At 62.0% G+C, this 16,306-nt stretch carries 13 protein-coding genes and 1 other RNA gene; 2 read left to right on the top strand and 12 right to left on the bottom strand.

The features are described from left to right. Nucleotides 1-22: 22 nt before the first annotated feature. From QB905_RS07945 to QB905_RS07920, 6 genes are all read right to left on the bottom strand, one after another. Entirely contained in the window at nucleotides 23-2,425 is a 2,403-nt protein-coding gene (locus tag QB905_RS07945; protein ID WP_282974192.1) for a serine hydrolase domain-containing protein, read from the bottom strand. Nucleotides 2,426-2,530: 105 nt separating this feature from the next. Next, nucleotides 2,531-3,055 carry an SspB family protein gene (locus QB905_RS07940; RefSeq protein ID WP_282974190.1) on the bottom strand — a complete coding sequence of 175 codons (525 nt, stop codon included), beginning with the start codon at nucleotides 3,053-3,055 and terminating at the stop codon, nucleotides 2,531-2,533. 218 nt (nucleotides 3,056-3,273) lie between these two features. Further along, the gene (locus QB905_RS07935; protein WP_282974188.1) at nucleotides 3,274-4,740 is read right to left on the bottom strand and encodes a hypothetical protein; all 1,467 of its coding nucleotides are present in this window, start codon (nucleotides 4,738-4,740) and stop codon (nucleotides 3,274-3,276) included. A 364-nt stretch (nucleotides 4,741-5,104) separates the two neighbouring features. Continuing rightward, nucleotides 5,105-5,469: a transfer-messenger RNA gene (gene ssrA, locus QB905_RS07930) on the bottom strand. Between the two features lie 6 nt (nucleotides 5,470-5,475). Continuing rightward, nucleotides 5,476-6,318: a methyl-accepting chemotaxis protein gene (locus QB905_RS07925; protein WP_282974187.1), complete on the bottom strand. Its 843-nt coding sequence runs from the start codon at nucleotides 6,316-6,318 to the stop codon at nucleotides 5,476-5,478. Between the two features lie 85 nt (nucleotides 6,319-6,403). Next, nucleotides 6,404-7,765: an Nramp family divalent metal transporter gene (locus QB905_RS07920; protein ID WP_282974186.1), complete on the bottom strand. Its 1,362-nt coding sequence runs from the start codon at nucleotides 7,763-7,765 to the stop codon at nucleotides 6,404-6,406. A gap of 156 nt (nucleotides 7,766-7,921) precedes the next feature. Between QB905_RS07920 and QB905_RS07915 the strand changes: the two genes are divergently transcribed. Beyond that, nucleotides 7,922-8,203, top strand: a complete 282-nt coding sequence (locus QB905_RS07915) for a GlsB/YeaQ/YmgE family stress response membrane protein (RefSeq protein WP_282974185.1) — start codon at nucleotides 7,922-7,924, stop codon at nucleotides 8,201-8,203. Nucleotides 8,204-8,256: 53 nt separating this feature from the next. Here QB905_RS07915 and QB905_RS07910 read toward each other — a convergent pair whose 3' ends face one another. The 5 genes from QB905_RS07910 to QB905_RS07890 form a co-directional block, all read right to left on the bottom strand. After that, nucleotides 8,257-8,706, bottom strand: coding sequence for a DUF6691 family protein (locus QB905_RS07910; protein WP_282974184.1), 450 nt, complete (start codon nucleotides 8,704-8,706; stop codon nucleotides 8,257-8,259). Next, entirely contained in the window at nucleotides 8,703-9,125 is a 423-nt protein-coding gene (locus QB905_RS07905; protein WP_282974183.1) for a YeeE/YedE family protein, read from the bottom strand. The genes QB905_RS07910 and QB905_RS07905 overlap by 4 nt, the downstream gene beginning before the upstream one ends. 143 nt (nucleotides 9,126-9,268) lie before the next feature. Next, nucleotides 9,269-11,068, bottom strand: a complete 1,800-nt coding sequence (locus QB905_RS07900) for an IlvD/Edd family dehydratase (RefSeq protein ID WP_282974182.1) — start codon at nucleotides 11,066-11,068, stop codon at nucleotides 9,269-9,271. A 5-nt stretch (nucleotides 11,069-11,073) separates the two neighbouring features. Beyond that, the gene (locus tag QB905_RS07895) at nucleotides 11,074-12,225 is read right to left on the bottom strand and encodes an aldose epimerase family protein (protein WP_282974180.1); all 1,152 of its coding nucleotides are present in this window, start codon (nucleotides 12,223-12,225) and stop codon (nucleotides 11,074-11,076) included. Between the two features lie 135 nt (nucleotides 12,226-12,360). Continuing rightward, a complete protein-coding gene (locus tag QB905_RS07890) occupies nucleotides 12,361-13,095 on the bottom strand; it encodes a FadR/GntR family transcriptional regulator (RefSeq protein ID WP_282974179.1) in 735 nt (244 codons plus the stop codon). 111 nt (nucleotides 13,096-13,206) lie between these two features. On the opposite strand from QB905_RS07890, the gene araD1 reads away from it, so the two are divergent. Continuing rightward, nucleotides 13,207-14,211 carry an AraD1 family protein gene (araD1, locus tag QB905_RS07885; RefSeq protein ID WP_282974178.1) on the top strand — a complete coding sequence of 335 codons (1,005 nt, stop codon included), beginning with the start codon at nucleotides 13,207-13,209 and terminating at the stop codon, nucleotides 14,209-14,211. 9 nt (nucleotides 14,212-14,220) lie between these two features. On the opposite strand, the gene QB905_RS07880 is transcribed toward araD1, so the two are convergent. After that, nucleotides 14,221-16,245, bottom strand: coding sequence for an alpha/beta hydrolase family protein (locus QB905_RS07880; protein ID WP_282974176.1), 2,025 nt, complete (start codon nucleotides 16,243-16,245; stop codon nucleotides 14,221-14,223). Nucleotides 16,246-16,306: the final 61 nt, after the last annotated feature.

Genomic DNA, 16,306 nt, shown 5'->3' with positions numbered 1-16,306 from the left:
GCCGAAAGGCCCCGCCGCCGGGCTACCAGCTCCACGGCTCCAGGGCGCCCCACAGCATCAGCACCACGCTGTAAAACAGCCACCAGCCGACCAGCAGGCCGTGGGCGATTTTTTGCCACACCGGCCAGCCATCGCCGTGACGACCATTTTCCGACACCACGAAATAGAAGGTGGCCGCCTGATACAGTGTGGCCAGCGCGGCGAAGAAGGCGAGCGCCGAGGCCAGCCGCACCGACCCGCTGGGCCAGCGGGTAAATAGCGAGCCCGGATCATCGGTCAGTCCGGCGCGCCAGCTATGGAAGATGAACAAGGCCACCAGCCAGATGATGGCCAGTCCGACCGACAGGAAGGTGGCGCGGTTTTGCGCCGCCGTCGGATGTTCATGCCGCGCCGGCGTGCGCGCCAGCGACAGAAGCGTCACCACGCACGACATCACCATCACGATGGTCAGCCAGCCGAGCACCTGCGGGCTGTGCACCCAGCCGACGCGCTCATAACGGGCCAGATTGCTGGCCGTCTCAAAGGCGGTGACGTGGGTGCCCGCGGCGTTGAAAAGGAAGTGGAGGCCGCCGGTATCCGACGCCGGGCCGGGATCCTCGGCGTCCTGCTGCACATAGAAGCCGGGCGCGCTGGCCGGCACGAAGGCCGACTGGCCATTGGGCGTGCTCAAAACCAGCCGCCCGTCGCGGTCGATGCTGACAGCCACCGTATTGATCAGCCGCGTCACCGCCCCCTCAAGCCCGCCATAGGCGCGGCGGCTCGACACATACTGGCCGGTAATGGCGCGGTCATAGTCGCGGTGATTGGCATAGGCCATATCGGGCGCGGGCATGAGCGGCGGCTTGACAATATCGCCATTGAGGTGATCGAGCAGCAGGTTGGGGAAGCTGGCGGTCAGGGCTCCGCCGGTCTGGGTATTGGTGGCGATGAAGATACCAAGGTTCAGTTGCGGCACCAGAATCATATTGGCGTTGAACCACAAGGTAGCGCCGCCGTGACCATAGGTGGTGAAGCCCGAAGGTGACTGGCGGATCATCAGGCCCGACGCCCAGCCATTATAGCCTTCGGGCATGTTGAGCATCGGCGTGCGGAAGGCTTTGGCGGATGCGGCATTGTAGAGCTGGATGCCGTCCGGCCCGTTGCCCGTCTGGCCGCCATCCAGCATCAGGCTCATGAATTTGGCCATGTCCTGCGCGGTGGAAGACGCGCCGAGCGCGCCTGACAGGGCAATGGCGTGATCGAAGGGCTGGGGCGCGTAGCTGGCCCCGTCCCAGATAAAGCCGTCTGAAAGCGCCTGCGTCAGAGCGGGCGACAGCGGGGCCGGTAAATCGTCGGCATCGAGGCCGTCGGCGGGATAGGGCTCGCGCAGGGTGGTGTGGTCCATGCCGAGCGGCGCGAAGACGCGCGCCTCCATCAGGGTCGGCACGTCTTTGGCGTGGGCGGTCTGGACGAGGGCGCGCGCCGCCAGCGCCGTGCCGTAATTGGAATAGGACGAAAACTGTCCCGGCTGACGCACGCGGCGCGGACGATGGATGCGGAAATAACTGTCCACCCCCTCAAGCCGGGCGGGATCGAGCGTGAACAGATGGCCAAGGCTGGTATCTTCAAAGCCCGGCGTGTGATCCATCAGATTATTGAGGGTGATCGGTTTGTAGCGGCGATCCTCATTATAGAGATCGTCCGGCAGGTAATCGCCGATCGAGGCATTGGGGTTGATGCGTCCGGCTTCGATTTCCTGGCGCGCCACCACCCAGGTGAAGACCTTGCTGATCGAGCCGAGGCGAAACAGGCTGGAATCGGGATCGACGCGGCGGGCGGGATTGAGCCGGTCATAGCCATAGCCCTTGATCAGCAGGGGCGTATTGCCCTGCACCACGGCCACCTCGGCCCCCAGCACATGATCGCGCTGCATCAGGGTGCGCACCACGGAATCGGTGAAGGTTTCGATGTCGTCGGCGCTGATCGGAGTGGCAGCCGGGCTGGTGGACGCAGGGTTTGCCGCCGCTTTGGCGGGGGCGGGCGCATGGGGCGCGGCGGGCCGCGGGGCAGCTTGCGAGGCAGGCGTGGTGGTGGCCAGATAGGGCACGGGATGCGCAGGCGGCGCGGCGGTGGCTGGGGCGGCGGGCCGTGGCTCAGGCTTTGGCCCCGTGGGTTTTGGCGCAGCAGGTTTTGGCGCAGGTGGTCTGGCGATATGCGAGGGTGCGGCGGCGCGGCTGGTCACCGGTTCGGCGGCCTTAGGCGGGATAAACGGATGCAGTTCGGCCTCTGGGGGCAGGCTGGCGCCCGAACTGACCGGTGAAGTGGCCCGAGAGCTGGTCTGCGAGCTGGTCTGGGGAATAGCCGGGCCGGCGCCCAGGATCAGGCTGGCGGTCAGCAGGACACCGGCTGCCGCATATCCGGGCCATTTCTTCAAACGCCAGACCATGATTCGCCCTCGCCCCTGTTGGCCGTCCATAATGGAGGGTTTCGCATCAGCATGAATCTAGGCGATTCTGCCGCACAGCGTCGCGCTTTTTTGGCGAAAACCGAACTATTTTTTGCGAAACTGGTCGAGCGAAATGATCTTGGGCGTTCCATCGTCATCGGGCGAGGCCGCATTGTCGGCCCTGGCCGTTGCCGGGGCTTCGGGCGTGTCGTCGCTGCGTTCGGGATCCTCAATGTCCTGGGTCAGCGAGGCCGGATCATCGACCTCGAATTCGAGCATGAACTGGGCATAGGGGTCATGGAAACGGCTGATCGCCGCATAGGGCACGGTCAGGATTTTCGGCGCGCCGCCAAAGGCCAGGGTGACGCGGAAGAAATCATCGGCCACGCGCAGGTCGCGGTACTGGTGCTGCAAAACGATGGTGATGTCGAACGGATACCGCGCCAGCAGGTCGGGCGGGATCGAAACCCCCGGCGCGCGGGTTAAGAAGGTGATGTAGAAATGATGCTCGCCGGGCAGGCCCTCCGGGTCGTCGGCGCGTTGCAGCGCCTGCCGGATCACGCCGCGCAGGGCGTTTTGGGTCATTCCGGCATAATCCATCTGATCGATGATCATCGGTTCTTCAGACATAGGCTTGGACGGTACTCACAGAGGCTTGGGGCGAGAGATATGCGCTTCAAGACTTAACATGGTCAGGTGGAAACAAAACCGAAAAATGGCCCTGTCCGTAAAAAAGCCGTTGGGATTTTGAGCGCTTTTCGATCTGATAGACTCAGATCGACGCTCTAAGTTTTTGTTTTATCGCTCTTCCTTATCCAAAAAGTGGATCCACTTTTTGGGGAAACGCTCTAACCGCGCACATCAATAACCGCCTGCGGGTCGGCATAAAGCCGCTTCCAGCCGGGCATATGGCGCATGGCTTCGGCGGCGGGCGTGCCGGGGATGAGAATCGTCCAGCCGATATGCTCGCGGTCGAGAAAACCCGCCAGAGGTGCCGGATCGTCCATGAGCTGACCATAGGCGGCCAGAAAGGCCGGGCCATACATGTCGGCGCGGCTGTCGATATAGGGATGGATACCGGCGCGGATCAGGTAACCGCCTAAGGTATAGGCGTTGAACACACGCTTTTGCACCAGATCGCGCGGGATGGCGGCGATGGCGGCGGACGGTTCAGCGCGGTTGACCGGTTCGGGCGTGGCCACGGCAAGGCGGATGACCGTTGCGGCGACGGCCAGTGCGATCAGGCTGGCATGGATGAAGGGCGGTGTGCGTCGGCGCGTGGCGGGCGAGGTCAGAAAGCTGCGCCCCAAGGGTTCGGCCAGCAGCAGGATGCCGACCACACTTAAAATCACCTCATGGCGCTGATGGCGCAGGCTGACATATAAAAGCCCGGTCAGCAGCAGGGCGCGGATGTAACCGATCTTGGGCTTTTGCCGCCACCAGACAATGATGAAGCCAAGCGCCACGATCAGGATCGGCGGTAGCGGATGCAGCAGGATCGGCCCCCACTCGCCGATGCCGTCCACCTGGCTCATGGTCATCAGCCGGATCGGAAAGATCAGCCCCTGCACGCCAAACGGCGTGACCAGGGCGCAGGCCAGCGCCGCCAGCCCGAACCCGCCCCAGCCCAGTGCCATACGCAGAGTGCGGCGCTCTAACCAGGCCTCGGCGGCGAAGGGCGCGATCAGCACCAGACCGACCAGAAAGCCGCCGTGCATATTGGCCCACACGATCATCAGCGGCAACAGCCAGAAAGATGGCGCACGGCCTTTTTCGCGGGCGCGCACCAGACCATCGATCCACAAGACCATCAGCGGCAGCACCAGAATATGCGGTCGCGCCAGCAGGTGCGGCCCGCACAGGCTCAGGCCCGCGCCCACGGTTAGCCACAGCGGTAAGCCACGCAGATGTCGGGCGGCGGCGCGCATCAACAGCCCGGCGGCCAGCGCAAAGGCGGCGGCGGTGAGCAGCATGACGCCCTGCCATCCGGCCAGAGAAAAAGCCGCCGACAGGATCAGTTCGCTCAGCCATTCATGCGCCTGCCACGGGCGACCGGCAAAGCTCCACGAAAAGGGATCGCTGCGCGGAATGGCGTGGTGGGCGCGCATCCAGTCACCGGCGGCCAGGTGCCACCAGGTATCGCCGTCATTGAGCAGCGGCGGCAGCCACATGACCAGCGCAAAGACTGCCAGAGCCAGCACAGCCGGGGCGGCGGCGTTCAGGGTATTGAGCGGGCTGTCAGGTGAGGCATTGGGCTTCATGCCGACAGCATAGAGCCCCGCTTTTAAGATCGGGTGAAAAGCGCGGTTGCCCATTATTCAACCACGGAAAACACAGAAAACACGGAAATCTATCGTCTCGCCCCTGGCGCATCCTATCGAGAAAAGGGCTGCGCGTTGCGATCCCGGATACCGATGTCATAGATGTCGCCCTATCCAGATGTCCGTGTTTTCTGTGTTTTCCGTGGTTAAATCCTGTCTTTTAAGCGTGATGCACCTGAACGCCGCCCGGTCGGGCGTTACAGGCGCACGGCTGATAAAGGGAAAGGTGACAGGTTTCTCTTGCCAGGCGACATGTTGCCGCTCACGGCGTTTGCGCTTCGCACAAAGCCTCCGCGCGGGCGGCGGAAAACCGCCGACACCTGGTCGGGTGTTGGGACGCCTGTAAACTGTCTGGAAAAGTGCTGGACTTCTGTTGCCAGGCGTCCAGCGGGCCCCGCCTGACGAGGCTAATCGTCAGGAGTTTGGTTCGGATGACTCCGCTGCATTACGCAGCAAGAGCATATTCCGGAGCGAAGTTATCGTTCGCAGTTAAAAAATGGGCCGATCGCGGGAGCCCATGCCGGGGGAAAGCTTCACCTTTACACGCCTGTCGATGCTGATCGGCCCCATGAATTTCCACCACAGCTATGGCGGAAAAGAAGATGGTGGAGCCGCCGGGAATCGCACCCGGGTCCAGTTCGCTTATTACGTGGGCGTTTATCCCCATAGTCCGGTTGCCCGGACATTACCAATATAGGCGCATCCGGCCCGGTGGGGAAGGGGCAAGCGCTAATCGAGCAAAATTTCGCGCAATTTCATTTCTTCCTGATGCTCGGCCTCGCGCTGGGCCGCCGCCAGACGCTCGGCTTCGATGGCGCGCGCCTTCAGCACGGCCAGAGCCTGCCAGACGCTCGACACCTCATCCTGCCCCTGATGCTCATTGAGCGCGACCTCATAATCACCCTTCGATGTCTTGATGATGGCCGAAGCCACATCCTGGAGCGGTCGGGTGATAAAGTGCGCCACGATCCACAAGGACAGGCCCATCATGACGAAAATGCCGACAAGCGCGGCGATTAGAAACTCCCCGGCGCGGCGATGGCTGTAACGGTCCACCTGCGCCTGCGTTACCTTGAGGTCGTCGCGCATCACATTGACCAGGGTTTCGACATTGTTCTGGAAGGCGATGCGGTCGTTACGGCTATCAACGCCGCGCTTTTCAGCGGCGCTTTGCTGGCCGGAAAAGGCCAGTTGGATCACATCGCGGCGCACCACGATAAACGCCTGCGCCTGATTCAGGATCGGTTGCATTTTTTGCAATTCCTGCGGCGTGGCGTCGGCCCGCCACTGTGCCAGCAGACGCTCGACCTCATCGAGATTATTGCGCAGATTGGTGGCGAAACTGTCTCTTTCCTCGGCATTGCGCGCAAGATAGATGCCGCGTGAATCCATGACGACATTGGAGACGAGATGGTTCAGTCTTTCGCCGCGCCAGGCATTTTCGTAGGCGTGGCCATAGGTCTTCATCATGCGGTTGTAATCGGAAATCGTGGCCAGACCCAGCGCGGTGACCGCCAGGGCCATCAGGGCAAAACACGCCATCAAAGCCATAATGCGTGCGCGGATCGACATGAAATATCCCCTTTGACGTCGCCATTATCGCATTAAACTGTACCCGCAATTCTTAATAAATACACCTAAAAAGCTGGAGGCGTGCCTAGCCCTCCATCATGTGCAGGATCAGCCACAGATTGGCCCCGACGACGGCGGCGAAAATGCCCCAGGCGGCCAGCGCCATCCACAGCGGCGCACGATGCGTCTTCATCAGGCCGCGATTGCGCGTCAGGCGGATCAGCGGCCAGATGGCGAAGGGCAGTTGCAGCGACAAAACCACCTGGGTCAGCACCAGCAGGCGACCAATGCCGCCATCGCCCAGCCACAAAACTCCGCCCAGGGCCGGGATCAGCGCCAGTATGCGGGTGATGGCGCGCCGCTGCCAGCAGGGGATTTTCAGGTCGAGAAAACCTTCCAGTATCACCTGACCGGTAATGGTGCCGGTAAAAGTGGAGCTCTGGCCCGAAGCGAAAAGCGCGATGGCGAAGATCAGGCCCGCTGCCGCCGCGCCGGTCAGGGGGGCGAGCAGGGCCTTGGCGTCGGCGATGTCGGCGATGTCGTTGCGGCCATGCAGGTGAAAGGTGGCCGCCGCCAGAATCAGAATGGCGGCATTGATGAAGATGGCGATGGCCAGCGACACCACCGTGTCGAGCGACGCCATGCGCAGGGCGCGCCGCACCCCGTCCTCACCCGGCGCCACCTGGCGCGTCTGGACGATCGAGGAATGCAGATAGAGATTATGCGGCATGACCGTGGCCCCGATAATGCCGATGGCCAGATAGAGGGCGTCGGGATCACGCAGGCGGCCAAGATCGGGCACCAGACCCGCCATGATGGCGGTGCCGTCCGGGTGGGCCAGAAACAGTTCGATGACGAAGCACAGGCCGATGGTGGAGACGAGCGCCAGAATGATGGCCTCGACCTGGCGGAAACCCTTGCCCTTCAGCCCCAGCACGATCACCAGGTCCAGGCCGGTCAAAAGGATGCCGAGCCACAACGACAGGCCGAACAGAAGCTTGATGGCCAGAGCCGCGCCCAGCACCTCGGCCACATCGGTGGCGATGATCGCCAGTTCGGCCATCAGCCACAGGCCCAGCGCCACGGGGCGCGGATAATGGGCGCTACACGCCTGCGCCAGATCGCGTCCGGCCACGATGCCGAGACGCGCCGCCAGCATCTGCAACAGAATCCCGGCCAGACCGGACAGCAAAATCACGAACAGCAGATCATAGCCGAAGCGCGCGCCAGCGGCGATGTCGGTGGCCCAGTTGCCGGGATCCATATAGCCGACTGCCACCAGAAGCCCCGGCCCGGCATAGAGCATCAGTCGCTTCAGGCGGCTCAGTCCGTCGGGGACGGCGATCACACCCTGCACTTCGCTGGGGCAGAAGGGGGCTGTGGCGGTTTGCGGCAGGTTCAGCCGCCGCGCAAGGGTGTGGGGAAGGCGGGTTAGTCTGTCGATCATGCCGCGAAGCTAGGCGGTGTTACCGGTGCGCGCAAGATCAAAGACGGTCGCGGTCATCGATAAATAAAGAAACGATCTTTGGTAACATGCTGCTTTCAGGTTATCCTTAATAATGGCGTCGCACATGCGGCCCCTTTCATTATCGGAAAGACCGTCATGGACGCGCATCACCTTAATTTATCCCTTGATACGCATAGCCTTATTATCTGGATCGTGGTCGGCGCCGTGGCCGGCTGGCTGGCAGGCACCCTGATCAAGGGCGGCGGCTTCGGCCTGATCGGCGACATCATCGTCGGGATACTGGGGGCCTTTATCGGCGGCTGGCTGGCCGGAGTCCTGCATATCCATATAGGCACGGGGATTTTGGCCACCATCCTTACCGCTACGGTTGGCGCGGCTGTGCTGATCCTTATCCTGCGGCTGGTTCGGCGCGCCTGACGCGAAAATGGGCCTGTCATCCCTGACAAGCCCATCTTCACTGGGTCTTGGGATCAATGGGTCTTGGGCGCAGGCGCGGTATCGGACACAAGGGCGCGGCGTGCATCGAGCAGGTCAGCCAGACCAGCTCCAACGAGCACGGCGATGATGAAGGGCGCGGCCTGAAGCGGGTCGATGCCAAGCCAGACCAGACCAGGGCCAGGGCAGATGCCGCTCAGGCCCCAACCGATACCGAAGATGCCCGCCCCTATCAGCAGGCGTGCGTCGATACGTTGCGGCGGCGTTGCACCCATCATGGTTCGGCCACGCACGGCGGCGAGGCGGAACAAAGGCAGGGCCACCAGCACAGCCCCGCCCATGACGAGTGCCAGAGCCGGACGCCAGTGTCCGGCGAAATCGAGAAAGCCTTTGACATTGGCCGTATCGGTCATGCCCGACACGATCAGGCCGCCGCCCAGCAGCAGGCCAAAGACCAGAGCCCAGAGGTTAGACGAAAGCTTCATGACAAACCTCCGATATGGCGCGCGATGAAGACGGTGGCCGCCGCCGTGGCGATGAAGACTATCACGGCCACCAGTGAGCGCGGGGAGAGACGGGCAAGGCCACAGACACCATGACCACTGGTGCAGCCATTGCCAAGGCGCGTGCCGAAGCCCACCAGCAGGCCTGAAACGGCCAGAATGAAGGGGCCTGAGCCCAGTGTGTGCGGCGCTATGCCGAACAGACGCGCCATCAGTCCGGCCACAATGAGGCCGCCAACGAACAGCCAGCGCCAGGCTTGTGGTTTGTGCAATACGGCATTGCCAAAGATACCGCTGATGCCCGCGATGCGGCCTGTGGTCAGATACAGTCCGCCCGCCGCTGCGCCGATCAGCGCGCCACCCGCCAGGGCCAGAAGAAGAGTGTCGGTCAGTGTGCTCATGCCCTCTTGTCGCGCATCCGGGTCTTGCGATCAAACGAGGAATATTCGCACTTTGGCGAGATCAAAACTAAACCGCCGCGCAAGTCAGACTTGCGCGGCTTTTATGGTTCTAGTGATTGTCTCTGGGCAAGCCCATCGACATTCTAGTGATTGTCTCTGGGCAAGCCCATGGTTTGGGCAATACGCTGGAAGGGCACGGCGTCTTCGAGACACGCGCCGGTATCCATCTGGCCCACCGTGCGGCGCTGCATGGCCTGCCACGGCGTCTGGCTGGCCGGATACTGGAAGCCGCCCGCCGCCTCCAGTTCGGCGCGGCGCTGTGCGATGTCCTCATCCGAGATCAGCGCATTGACTGTGCCCTTATTGAGATCGACGCGCACCCGGTCGCCGGTTTTCAGAATGGCCAGATTGCCGCCCGCCGCCGCTTCGGGCGAAGCGTTGAGGATCGACGGCGAGCCCGACGTGCCCGACTGGCGGCCATCGCCGATGCAGGCCAGCGAGGTGACGCCTTTCTTGATCAGATAGTCGGGGCAGCGCATATTGACCACCTCGGCGGCACCGGGATAGCCGATGGGCCCTGCGCCGCGCATGAACAGGATGCAGTGCTCGTCGATGGCCAGCGCCGGATCATCGATGCGGTGGTGGTAATCCTCCGGCCCGTCGAAGACGATGGCGCGGCCCTCGAAGGCCATCGGATCGGCCGGATTATCGAGATAGCGATGACGGAACTGTTCGGAAATTACGCTGGTCTTCATGATGGCCGAGGTGAACAGATTGCCCGACAGCACGCGATAACCGGCACGTTCTTTCAGCGGCCGGCCATACGGACGGATAACCTTTTCGTCCTCGATTTCGGCGTCCTTGCAGTTTTCGGCCAGCGATGCGCCGGTGCAGGTGAGGGCGTCCTCGATCAGGCCCTGATCGAGAAGCTGGCGCACCACGGCGGGCACGCCGCCGGCATGGTGGTAATCCTCGCCCAGATATTCACCGGCGGGCATCAGATTGACGAGCAGCGGCAGGTCTTCGCCATAGGTCTGCCACTCCTCCACCTTCAGTTCGACGCCGATATGACGCGCCAGCGCATTGAGATGGATCGGCGCATTGGTGGAACCGCCAATGGCTGAATTGACGCGGATGGCGTTGATGAAGGCGTTTTTGGTCAGTATGTCCGAAGGCTTCAGGTCTTCGTGAACCATATCGACAATGCGCTTGCCGGTACGCCAGGCCATTTCCTGACGGTCGCGGTGCGGAGCCGGAATGGCCGCCGAATAGGGCAGTTGCATCCCCAGCACTTCAGCCAGCGAGTTGAGCGTGGTGGCCGTGCCCATCGTGTTGCAATAGCCGGTGGAGGGTGCGGACGAGGCGACCAGCTTGATAAAGCCCTTATAGTCGATCTCGCCCGCCGCCAGCAGTTCGCGCGCCTTCCAGACAATCGTGCCCGAACCGGTGCGTTCGCCCTTGTACCAGCCATTGTTCATCGGCCCGACGCTGAGGGCAATGGCCGGAATATTGACCGTGGCCGCCGCCATCAGACAGGCAGGCGTGGTCTTGTCGCAGCCGATGGTCAGCACCACCCCGTCGAGCGGATAGCCGTACAGCACCTCGACCAGACCGATATAGGCCAGGTTGCGGTCAAGCCCCGCCGTAGGCCGCTTGCCGGTTTCCTGAATCGGATGGACAGGAAATTCCAGCGGTATGCCGCCCGCTTCGATGATACCGGCGCGGATACGCTCGGCCAGCACGAGGTGATGGCGGTTACAGGGGCTTAAGTCCGAGCCGGTCTGGGCAATGCCGATGATCGGCTTGCCAGACTGAAGCTCCTCCAGCGACAGGCCGAAATTCATGTAACGCTCCAGATAGAGCGCCGTCATATCGGCATTGGCGGGATTATCGAACCAGGCGCGCGAGCGCAGGCCGGGCTTGGAGGCAGGCTTGTCGGTCATTTATGCTACTTGACTGTGTAAAAGTGATAGGAGGTGGTCTGGGTATAGGTCTGGCCCGGATCGAGGCGGGTGGACGGATAATCGGGGTGGTTGGGGCTGTCGGGATAGTGCTGCGCCTCATAGGCCACACCATCACCCTGACGGGTGGTGACGCCGCCCTTGCCCGGCGTGATGCCGTCGAGGAAATTGCCGGTATAGAACTGGATGCCGGGCTCGGTGGTGAAGATCTTCATGCCGCGGCCCGAAACATGATCAATCATGGTGACGGCCAGCTTCGGCGTTTTGGTCACGCCGCCGCGCAGGCAGAAATTGTGGTCGATGCCGGTGCCGATCAGGATCTGCGGATCCTTGCCGTCATGGGCGCGCGCATTGATGTCGGCGGGTTTGGTGAAATCAAAGGCCGTGCCCTTGACCGGCACACAATCGCCCGTGGGGATCGCCGTCTTGTCGGTCGGCAGATAGGTGTCGGCCTCGACCTGCGCCGTGGCGTTGAGCGCGCTGTGGCCCGATGTGACGCCTTCGAGATTGAACAGGGCGTGGTTGGTCAGGTTGATGATGGTCGGCGCATCGGTGGTGGCCTTGTAGCCGATGCTCAGATCATTGGAGTCGGTCAGGGTATAGGTGACATCGACCGTCATCGTGCCGGGATAGCCTTCTTCGCCGTCCTTCGACACATATTCCATCGTCACGCTGGCGGGCTTACCCGCGCCGCCGGCATCGATATGGGTGATCTTCCAGACGCGCACTTCAAAGCCGGTGGGGCCGCCGTGCAGGGCATTGGGCGGATTGTTGATCGCCAGTTGATAGGATTTACCGTCGAGCGTGAACTGGCCCTTGGCGATGCGGTTGGCGTAACGGCCGACGATCATGCCGGAATACTGGTTGCGCGCCACATATTCGCCGATGGTGTCATAGCCCAGGATAATATCGGCCATCTTGCCGTTGCGGTCGGGCACGTGCATGGCCTGCCACATGGCGCCATAGGTGATCAGGTGGGCCGACAGGCCGTGGCTGTTCTTCAGCGTCACGCCTTCGATGGGCGTGCCGTCGGCAAGCGTGCCGAACACGGATTTGGTGGCCGTGGCCGCGCCCGCCGTGTGGGCCATCATGGCGCTTAGGGCGATAGAGGCGGCAGCCGTCATCAGGCGTTTCATCATGTGATTATCCCTCCCTGGGTTTTTTATGGGCCAGCTTTTTTGAAATGGCGCGGAATGCGACCACTCATAGACCCGTGAAATTAGTCAGACAATAGATTTTTATCATGTCTGCCCTTAAGTCTTGCATCGCCTGTGTCAGCCCAGCGCGCGCACGGTATCCTGATGCGCCATGCGGATCAGCGATTCCATGCACCAGCGCGCCGCGCCGGTATCTTTTTTGACAATGGCCTCATAAACAAGCACATGATCAGGCACGGGGTCGCGCGTCAGGGCGTTCTGGCGCGCCTTGTAGCGCGTCGTCCAGCTCACAGCGGCACCGATCGAACTGGTCAGCGAGGCCAGGGCCTCATTGCCGGTGGCCTCGATCAGGGTGTGGTGGAAATCGAGGTCGGCGCGCCGTCCCGTTTCGGTTTGCAGCGTGTCGCGTTCCATGATTTTCAGCGCCGCCCCCATGCGCGCCACCTGTTCTTCGCTGCGGCGTGCGGCGGCCAGTTCGGCGGCGGCCGGTTCAGTGATCAGGCGCAACTCGAACAGGGCGCGGATGAAGTTCGGATCGGGTTCAGTGGCGAACATCCAGCCCAGCACTTCGGGATCAAGCAGGTTCCAGCGCGTGCGTTCGGTGACGCGCGTGCCGGTTTTCGGGCGGCTTTCCACCATGCCCTTGGCGGCCAGGATGCGGATGGCTTCGCGGTAGGCCGAACGCGAGATGTTGAGATTGGCGCTCGAATCGATTTCATTGGGCAGGATGTCGCCCGATTTATGGACGCCACGCAGAATATCGACACCGAGCTTATAGGCCAGTGCGCCATGCAGGCGGCCCTGATACATGGGCTGGGTCACATCGGCGGTGAAAGTTTCGGCTTTTCTCATGTCGCAGTCATGCCACTGAATTGCCTGTTTGACAAAGTCAATTTACAAAGCCATGCAGGTCGCCCATATTTTGTCTGAGTTAAGTAGCCACACGCCACACAGGAAAGTCTCATGTCCCTTCGTCTGATCCAGATTGTCACCCCTTCCGGCGAACGCCGTCTTCTGGCCGCCGAGACCGATGGTTCGGCGCGCATCATTGAGGGCGTCGCCACCACCTACGACCTGGCGCGCAAGGCTATCGCCGCCGGGCGCGGTCTGGCCGCACAGGTCGCCGAACAGGGTCTGGGCGAGACGGAAGACGTGGCCCTGGCCCTGGCCGAAGGTCGTGTGCTGGCCCCGGTCGATCATCCCGATCCGGCGCATCTGCACGTCACCGGCACGGGCCTGACCCACCTCGGATCGGCCGAAAGCCGCCACCGGATGCATGAGGCGGCGGCGTCGGGTGAGGAAAACCTGACCGACACGATGCGCATGTTCCTGATGGGGCTGAAGGACGGCAAGCCCGCCGAGGGCCAGACCGGCGTGCAGCCGGAATGGTTTTATAAGGGCAATGGCTATACGCTGGCCGGGCCCAATGCGGCGCTCGTTTCGCCCGTTTTTGCCGAAGACGCCGGCGAAGAACCGGAAATGGCCGGTATCTACATCATCGGCGATGATGGCAAGCCCTACCGCCTCGGCTTTTGCATCGCCAATGAGTTTTCCGATCACGTCACCGAAAAGCACAATTATCTGTGGCTGGCCCATTCCAAGCTGCGTCCGGCCTCGATCGGCGTGGAACTGCTGACCGGCGAACTGCCCGACAATGTGCAGGGCATGGCGCGCATCTGGCGCGGCAATGAGCTGGTGTGGGAAAAGCCGTTCGCCACCGGCGAAGACAATATGTCGCACAGCCTGGCCAATCTCGAACATCATCATTTCAAATACGGCCTGTTCCGCCAGCCGGGTGATGTCCATGTCCATTGCTTCGGCACCTCGACGGCGTCGTTTGCCGATGGCGTCCGTACCCAGGACGGCGATGTGTTCGAAATCACCGCCGATCCTTTTGTCTATGGCCTGCGCAACCCCTTGCAGGTGGTCACGCAGGACGACGACGCGGCTATGGTGACAATGCTCTAAGCTTTCGCCCTAAGCCGGATTGTACTTTTCCAGAAAGTCGAGCGCCGCCTTCATCATCTCTATGCGCGTCGAGCCAATGGTTTCCCAATGGTCCTGACCCTGATAGGTGATGAAGGTGACGGTCTTGCCCGCGGCCTTCAGCGCGCTTTCCATGCGCTGGCTCTGGTTGATCGGCACCACGGTGTCGTCAGTGCCGTGCAGGAGCAGAATGGGGCAGGAAGCCCTGGCGGCCTGATGTACGGGTGAAATGTCGTCCCAGCCCGACTTGTCGCCCAGCACCTGCCGCCACGCCACAATGGCAGGCGTGTCGATATTATTGGTCGATTCCAGCAGATAGCTGACGAAGGCCCCCACATCGGACAGCCCGGCCACCGAGACGGCGCAATTATAGACGCCCGTATCCATCGTGGCCCCCGCCAGCGCCGCATAGCCGCCGTAGGACGCGCCGAGGATGGCGACGCGCTTCGGATCGACCAGCCCCTGCACGACCAGATGGCGCACCCCATCCGAGAGATCGGTCTGCATCTTGCGGCCGAATTCGCCATTGCCTGCATCCATGAAGGCGCGGCCATTGCCGCTGGAGCCGCGATAATTGGGTTGCAGCACCACATAGCCGCGTGAGGCCAGCACCTGCGCCTGCCAGTCGAAGTCAACATAGTCACGCGCCCACGGCCCGCCATGCGGCAAAACGATCAGCGGCAGGTTTTTCAGGGGGCGACCCTTCATCACGACATCGGGCGGTACGGTCAGATAGGCATGGATGTCCAGCCCGTCAGCGGCCTTGTAGTCGATCGGCTGCTTTTGCGTGATCCATTCTGTGGGCAGGTCGCCATAATTGGTGGCAATCGGCGAACCCGCACCGGTGCTGAAATCGATGAAGGCATAGGTTCCGGCATTATGCGGGCTTTCGCTATAGATGAGCATCTTGCGCGGGTCTTCGGCGAAATCGACAATCCTGACGCGGTCGCCGGGATCGACGACCTGCGGCAGGGCCTCAGCCAGCTTTTTCAGCAAGGGTTCGAAATAGTCGTCACGCTGCCAGTCGTCGTAATATCGAAATCCAGCCAGACGGCGCGTTACTGGATGGAACAGGGCATCGCGGTCCAGCGTCGCCTGCGGGTCGAGCGGCTCGCTGACCTTTCCGTCCACCGAGATTTCGCGGAACTGCCCTTCGTAATCGCCCTTGTTGAAGAAGACGACGACCGACTGACCGTCGCGGCCAATGCCCTCGGCGCTGGGCAGGTCAACCGGATCCTTCATGCTGTAGGCCAGCCGGAAGGCGGGCGATCTGTTGTCCGGTGTGCCGTTGATATAGAGATTCCATTCATTATGGAGATCGATATGCTCGTCATAGGCGATGGGGGTTCCGTCCGGCCCGACGACGAAGCCCGTCGCTTCCTGAGAGGCGTCGCAAATCCTGTGCGCCGGTGCCTTGTCCAGGCTGAAACTGTACAGGTACAGCTTGCCATCATAGACCGAGGTTGTTCCGTCATCGGTATGGAGACGGTAATTTGAGGCCGTGACGCGATAGCCATCCGGGGTCTTGATGCGCTGTAGATTGCCCAGGACGACATTGTAGAAACCGCCCATATTATCATAGAGGCCTGCCACTTCACCGGTATCGATATTGATGCTGTGTGCCAGACTGAATTCATGGCGATAGCCTGCGAAGCCCGTCAGGGCTGTGGTCTGGGAATCGATCAGAACGACATGGGCATTATCGCCCCAGAAGAGGCCGCGCACCTTGCTCTGACCGAGGCTCAGGCTTTTGGGTTGCGGATTATTGATGTCGAAATGCATCAGTATTTTGTTATCGCCCTTTTGCGAGACGATGGCGATGCGCTGACCATCCGGCGACAGGGCGATCTGATCAACGAGCGGCGAACCGGCATAGACGGCCACATCGGGCGGCCCTGCGGGTTTGGTTGTGTCGGCGCGGGCGCGGCGCGGCAGGCTCAGACCGGGCAGGGCGCTGAAGGTGGCAATGGCGCTGCTGGCAGTCAAAAACGCACGGCGGTCGGTTGTCGATGTCATGATGAAGTCCCCCCTGATGCGCAAAATCTAGCCGCATGCGTCTGTTTCGGCAAGGGGGGGA

It is taken from the genome of Asticcacaulis sp. EMRT-3 (genome assembly GCF_030027245.1).
In the GTDB taxonomy this organism is placed as follows: domain Bacteria; phylum Pseudomonadota; class Alphaproteobacteria; order Caulobacterales; family Caulobacteraceae; genus Asticcacaulis.
The sequence above is the reverse complement of the archived record's forward strand: the minus strand, read 5'-3'. Positions and strand labels throughout refer to the sequence as shown.

Coding starts and splice junctions, on each gene's coding strand:
- QB905_RS07945 (WP_282974192.1), bottom strand. CDS start 2,425: ATGGTCTGGCGTTTGAAGAAATGGCCCGGATATGCGGCAGCCGGTGTC.
- QB905_RS07940 (WP_282974190.1), bottom strand. CDS start 3,055: ATGTCTGAAGAACCGATGATCATCGATCAGATGGATTATGCCGGAATG.
- QB905_RS07935 (WP_282974188.1), bottom strand. CDS start 4,740: ATGGGCAACCGCGCTTTTCACCCGATCTTAAAAGCGGGGCTCTATGCT.
- QB905_RS07925 (WP_282974187.1), bottom strand. CDS start 6,318: ATGTCGATCCGCGCACGCATTATGGCTTTGATGGCGTGTTTTGCCCTG.
- QB905_RS07920 (WP_282974186.1), bottom strand. CDS start 7,765: ATGATCGACAGACTAACCCGCCTTCCCCACACCCTTGCGCGGCGGCTG.
- QB905_RS07915 (WP_282974185.1), top strand. CDS start 7,922: ATGGACGCGCATCACCTTAATTTATCCCTTGATACGCATAGCCTTATT.
- QB905_RS07910 (WP_282974184.1), bottom strand. CDS start 8,706: ATGAAGCTTTCGTCTAACCTCTGGGCTCTGGTCTTTGGCCTGCTGCTG.
- QB905_RS07905 (WP_282974183.1), bottom strand. CDS start 9,125: ATGAGCACACTGACCGACACTCTTCTTCTGGCCCTGGCGGGTGGCGCG.
- QB905_RS07900 (WP_282974182.1), bottom strand. CDS start 11,068: ATGACCGACAAGCCTGCCTCCAAGCCCGGCCTGCGCTCGCGCGCCTGG.
- QB905_RS07895 (WP_282974180.1), bottom strand. CDS start 12,225: ATGATGAAACGCCTGATGACGGCTGCCGCCTCTATCGCCCTAAGCGCC.
- QB905_RS07890 (WP_282974179.1), bottom strand. CDS start 13,095: ATGAGAAAAGCCGAAACTTTCACCGCCGATGTGACCCAGCCCATGTAT.
- araD1 (WP_282974178.1), top strand. CDS start 13,207: ATGTCCCTTCGTCTGATCCAGATTGTCACCCCTTCCGGCGAACGCCGT.
- QB905_RS07880 (WP_282974176.1), bottom strand. CDS start 16,245: ATGACATCGACAACCGACCGCCGTGCGTTTTTGACTGCCAGCAGCGCC.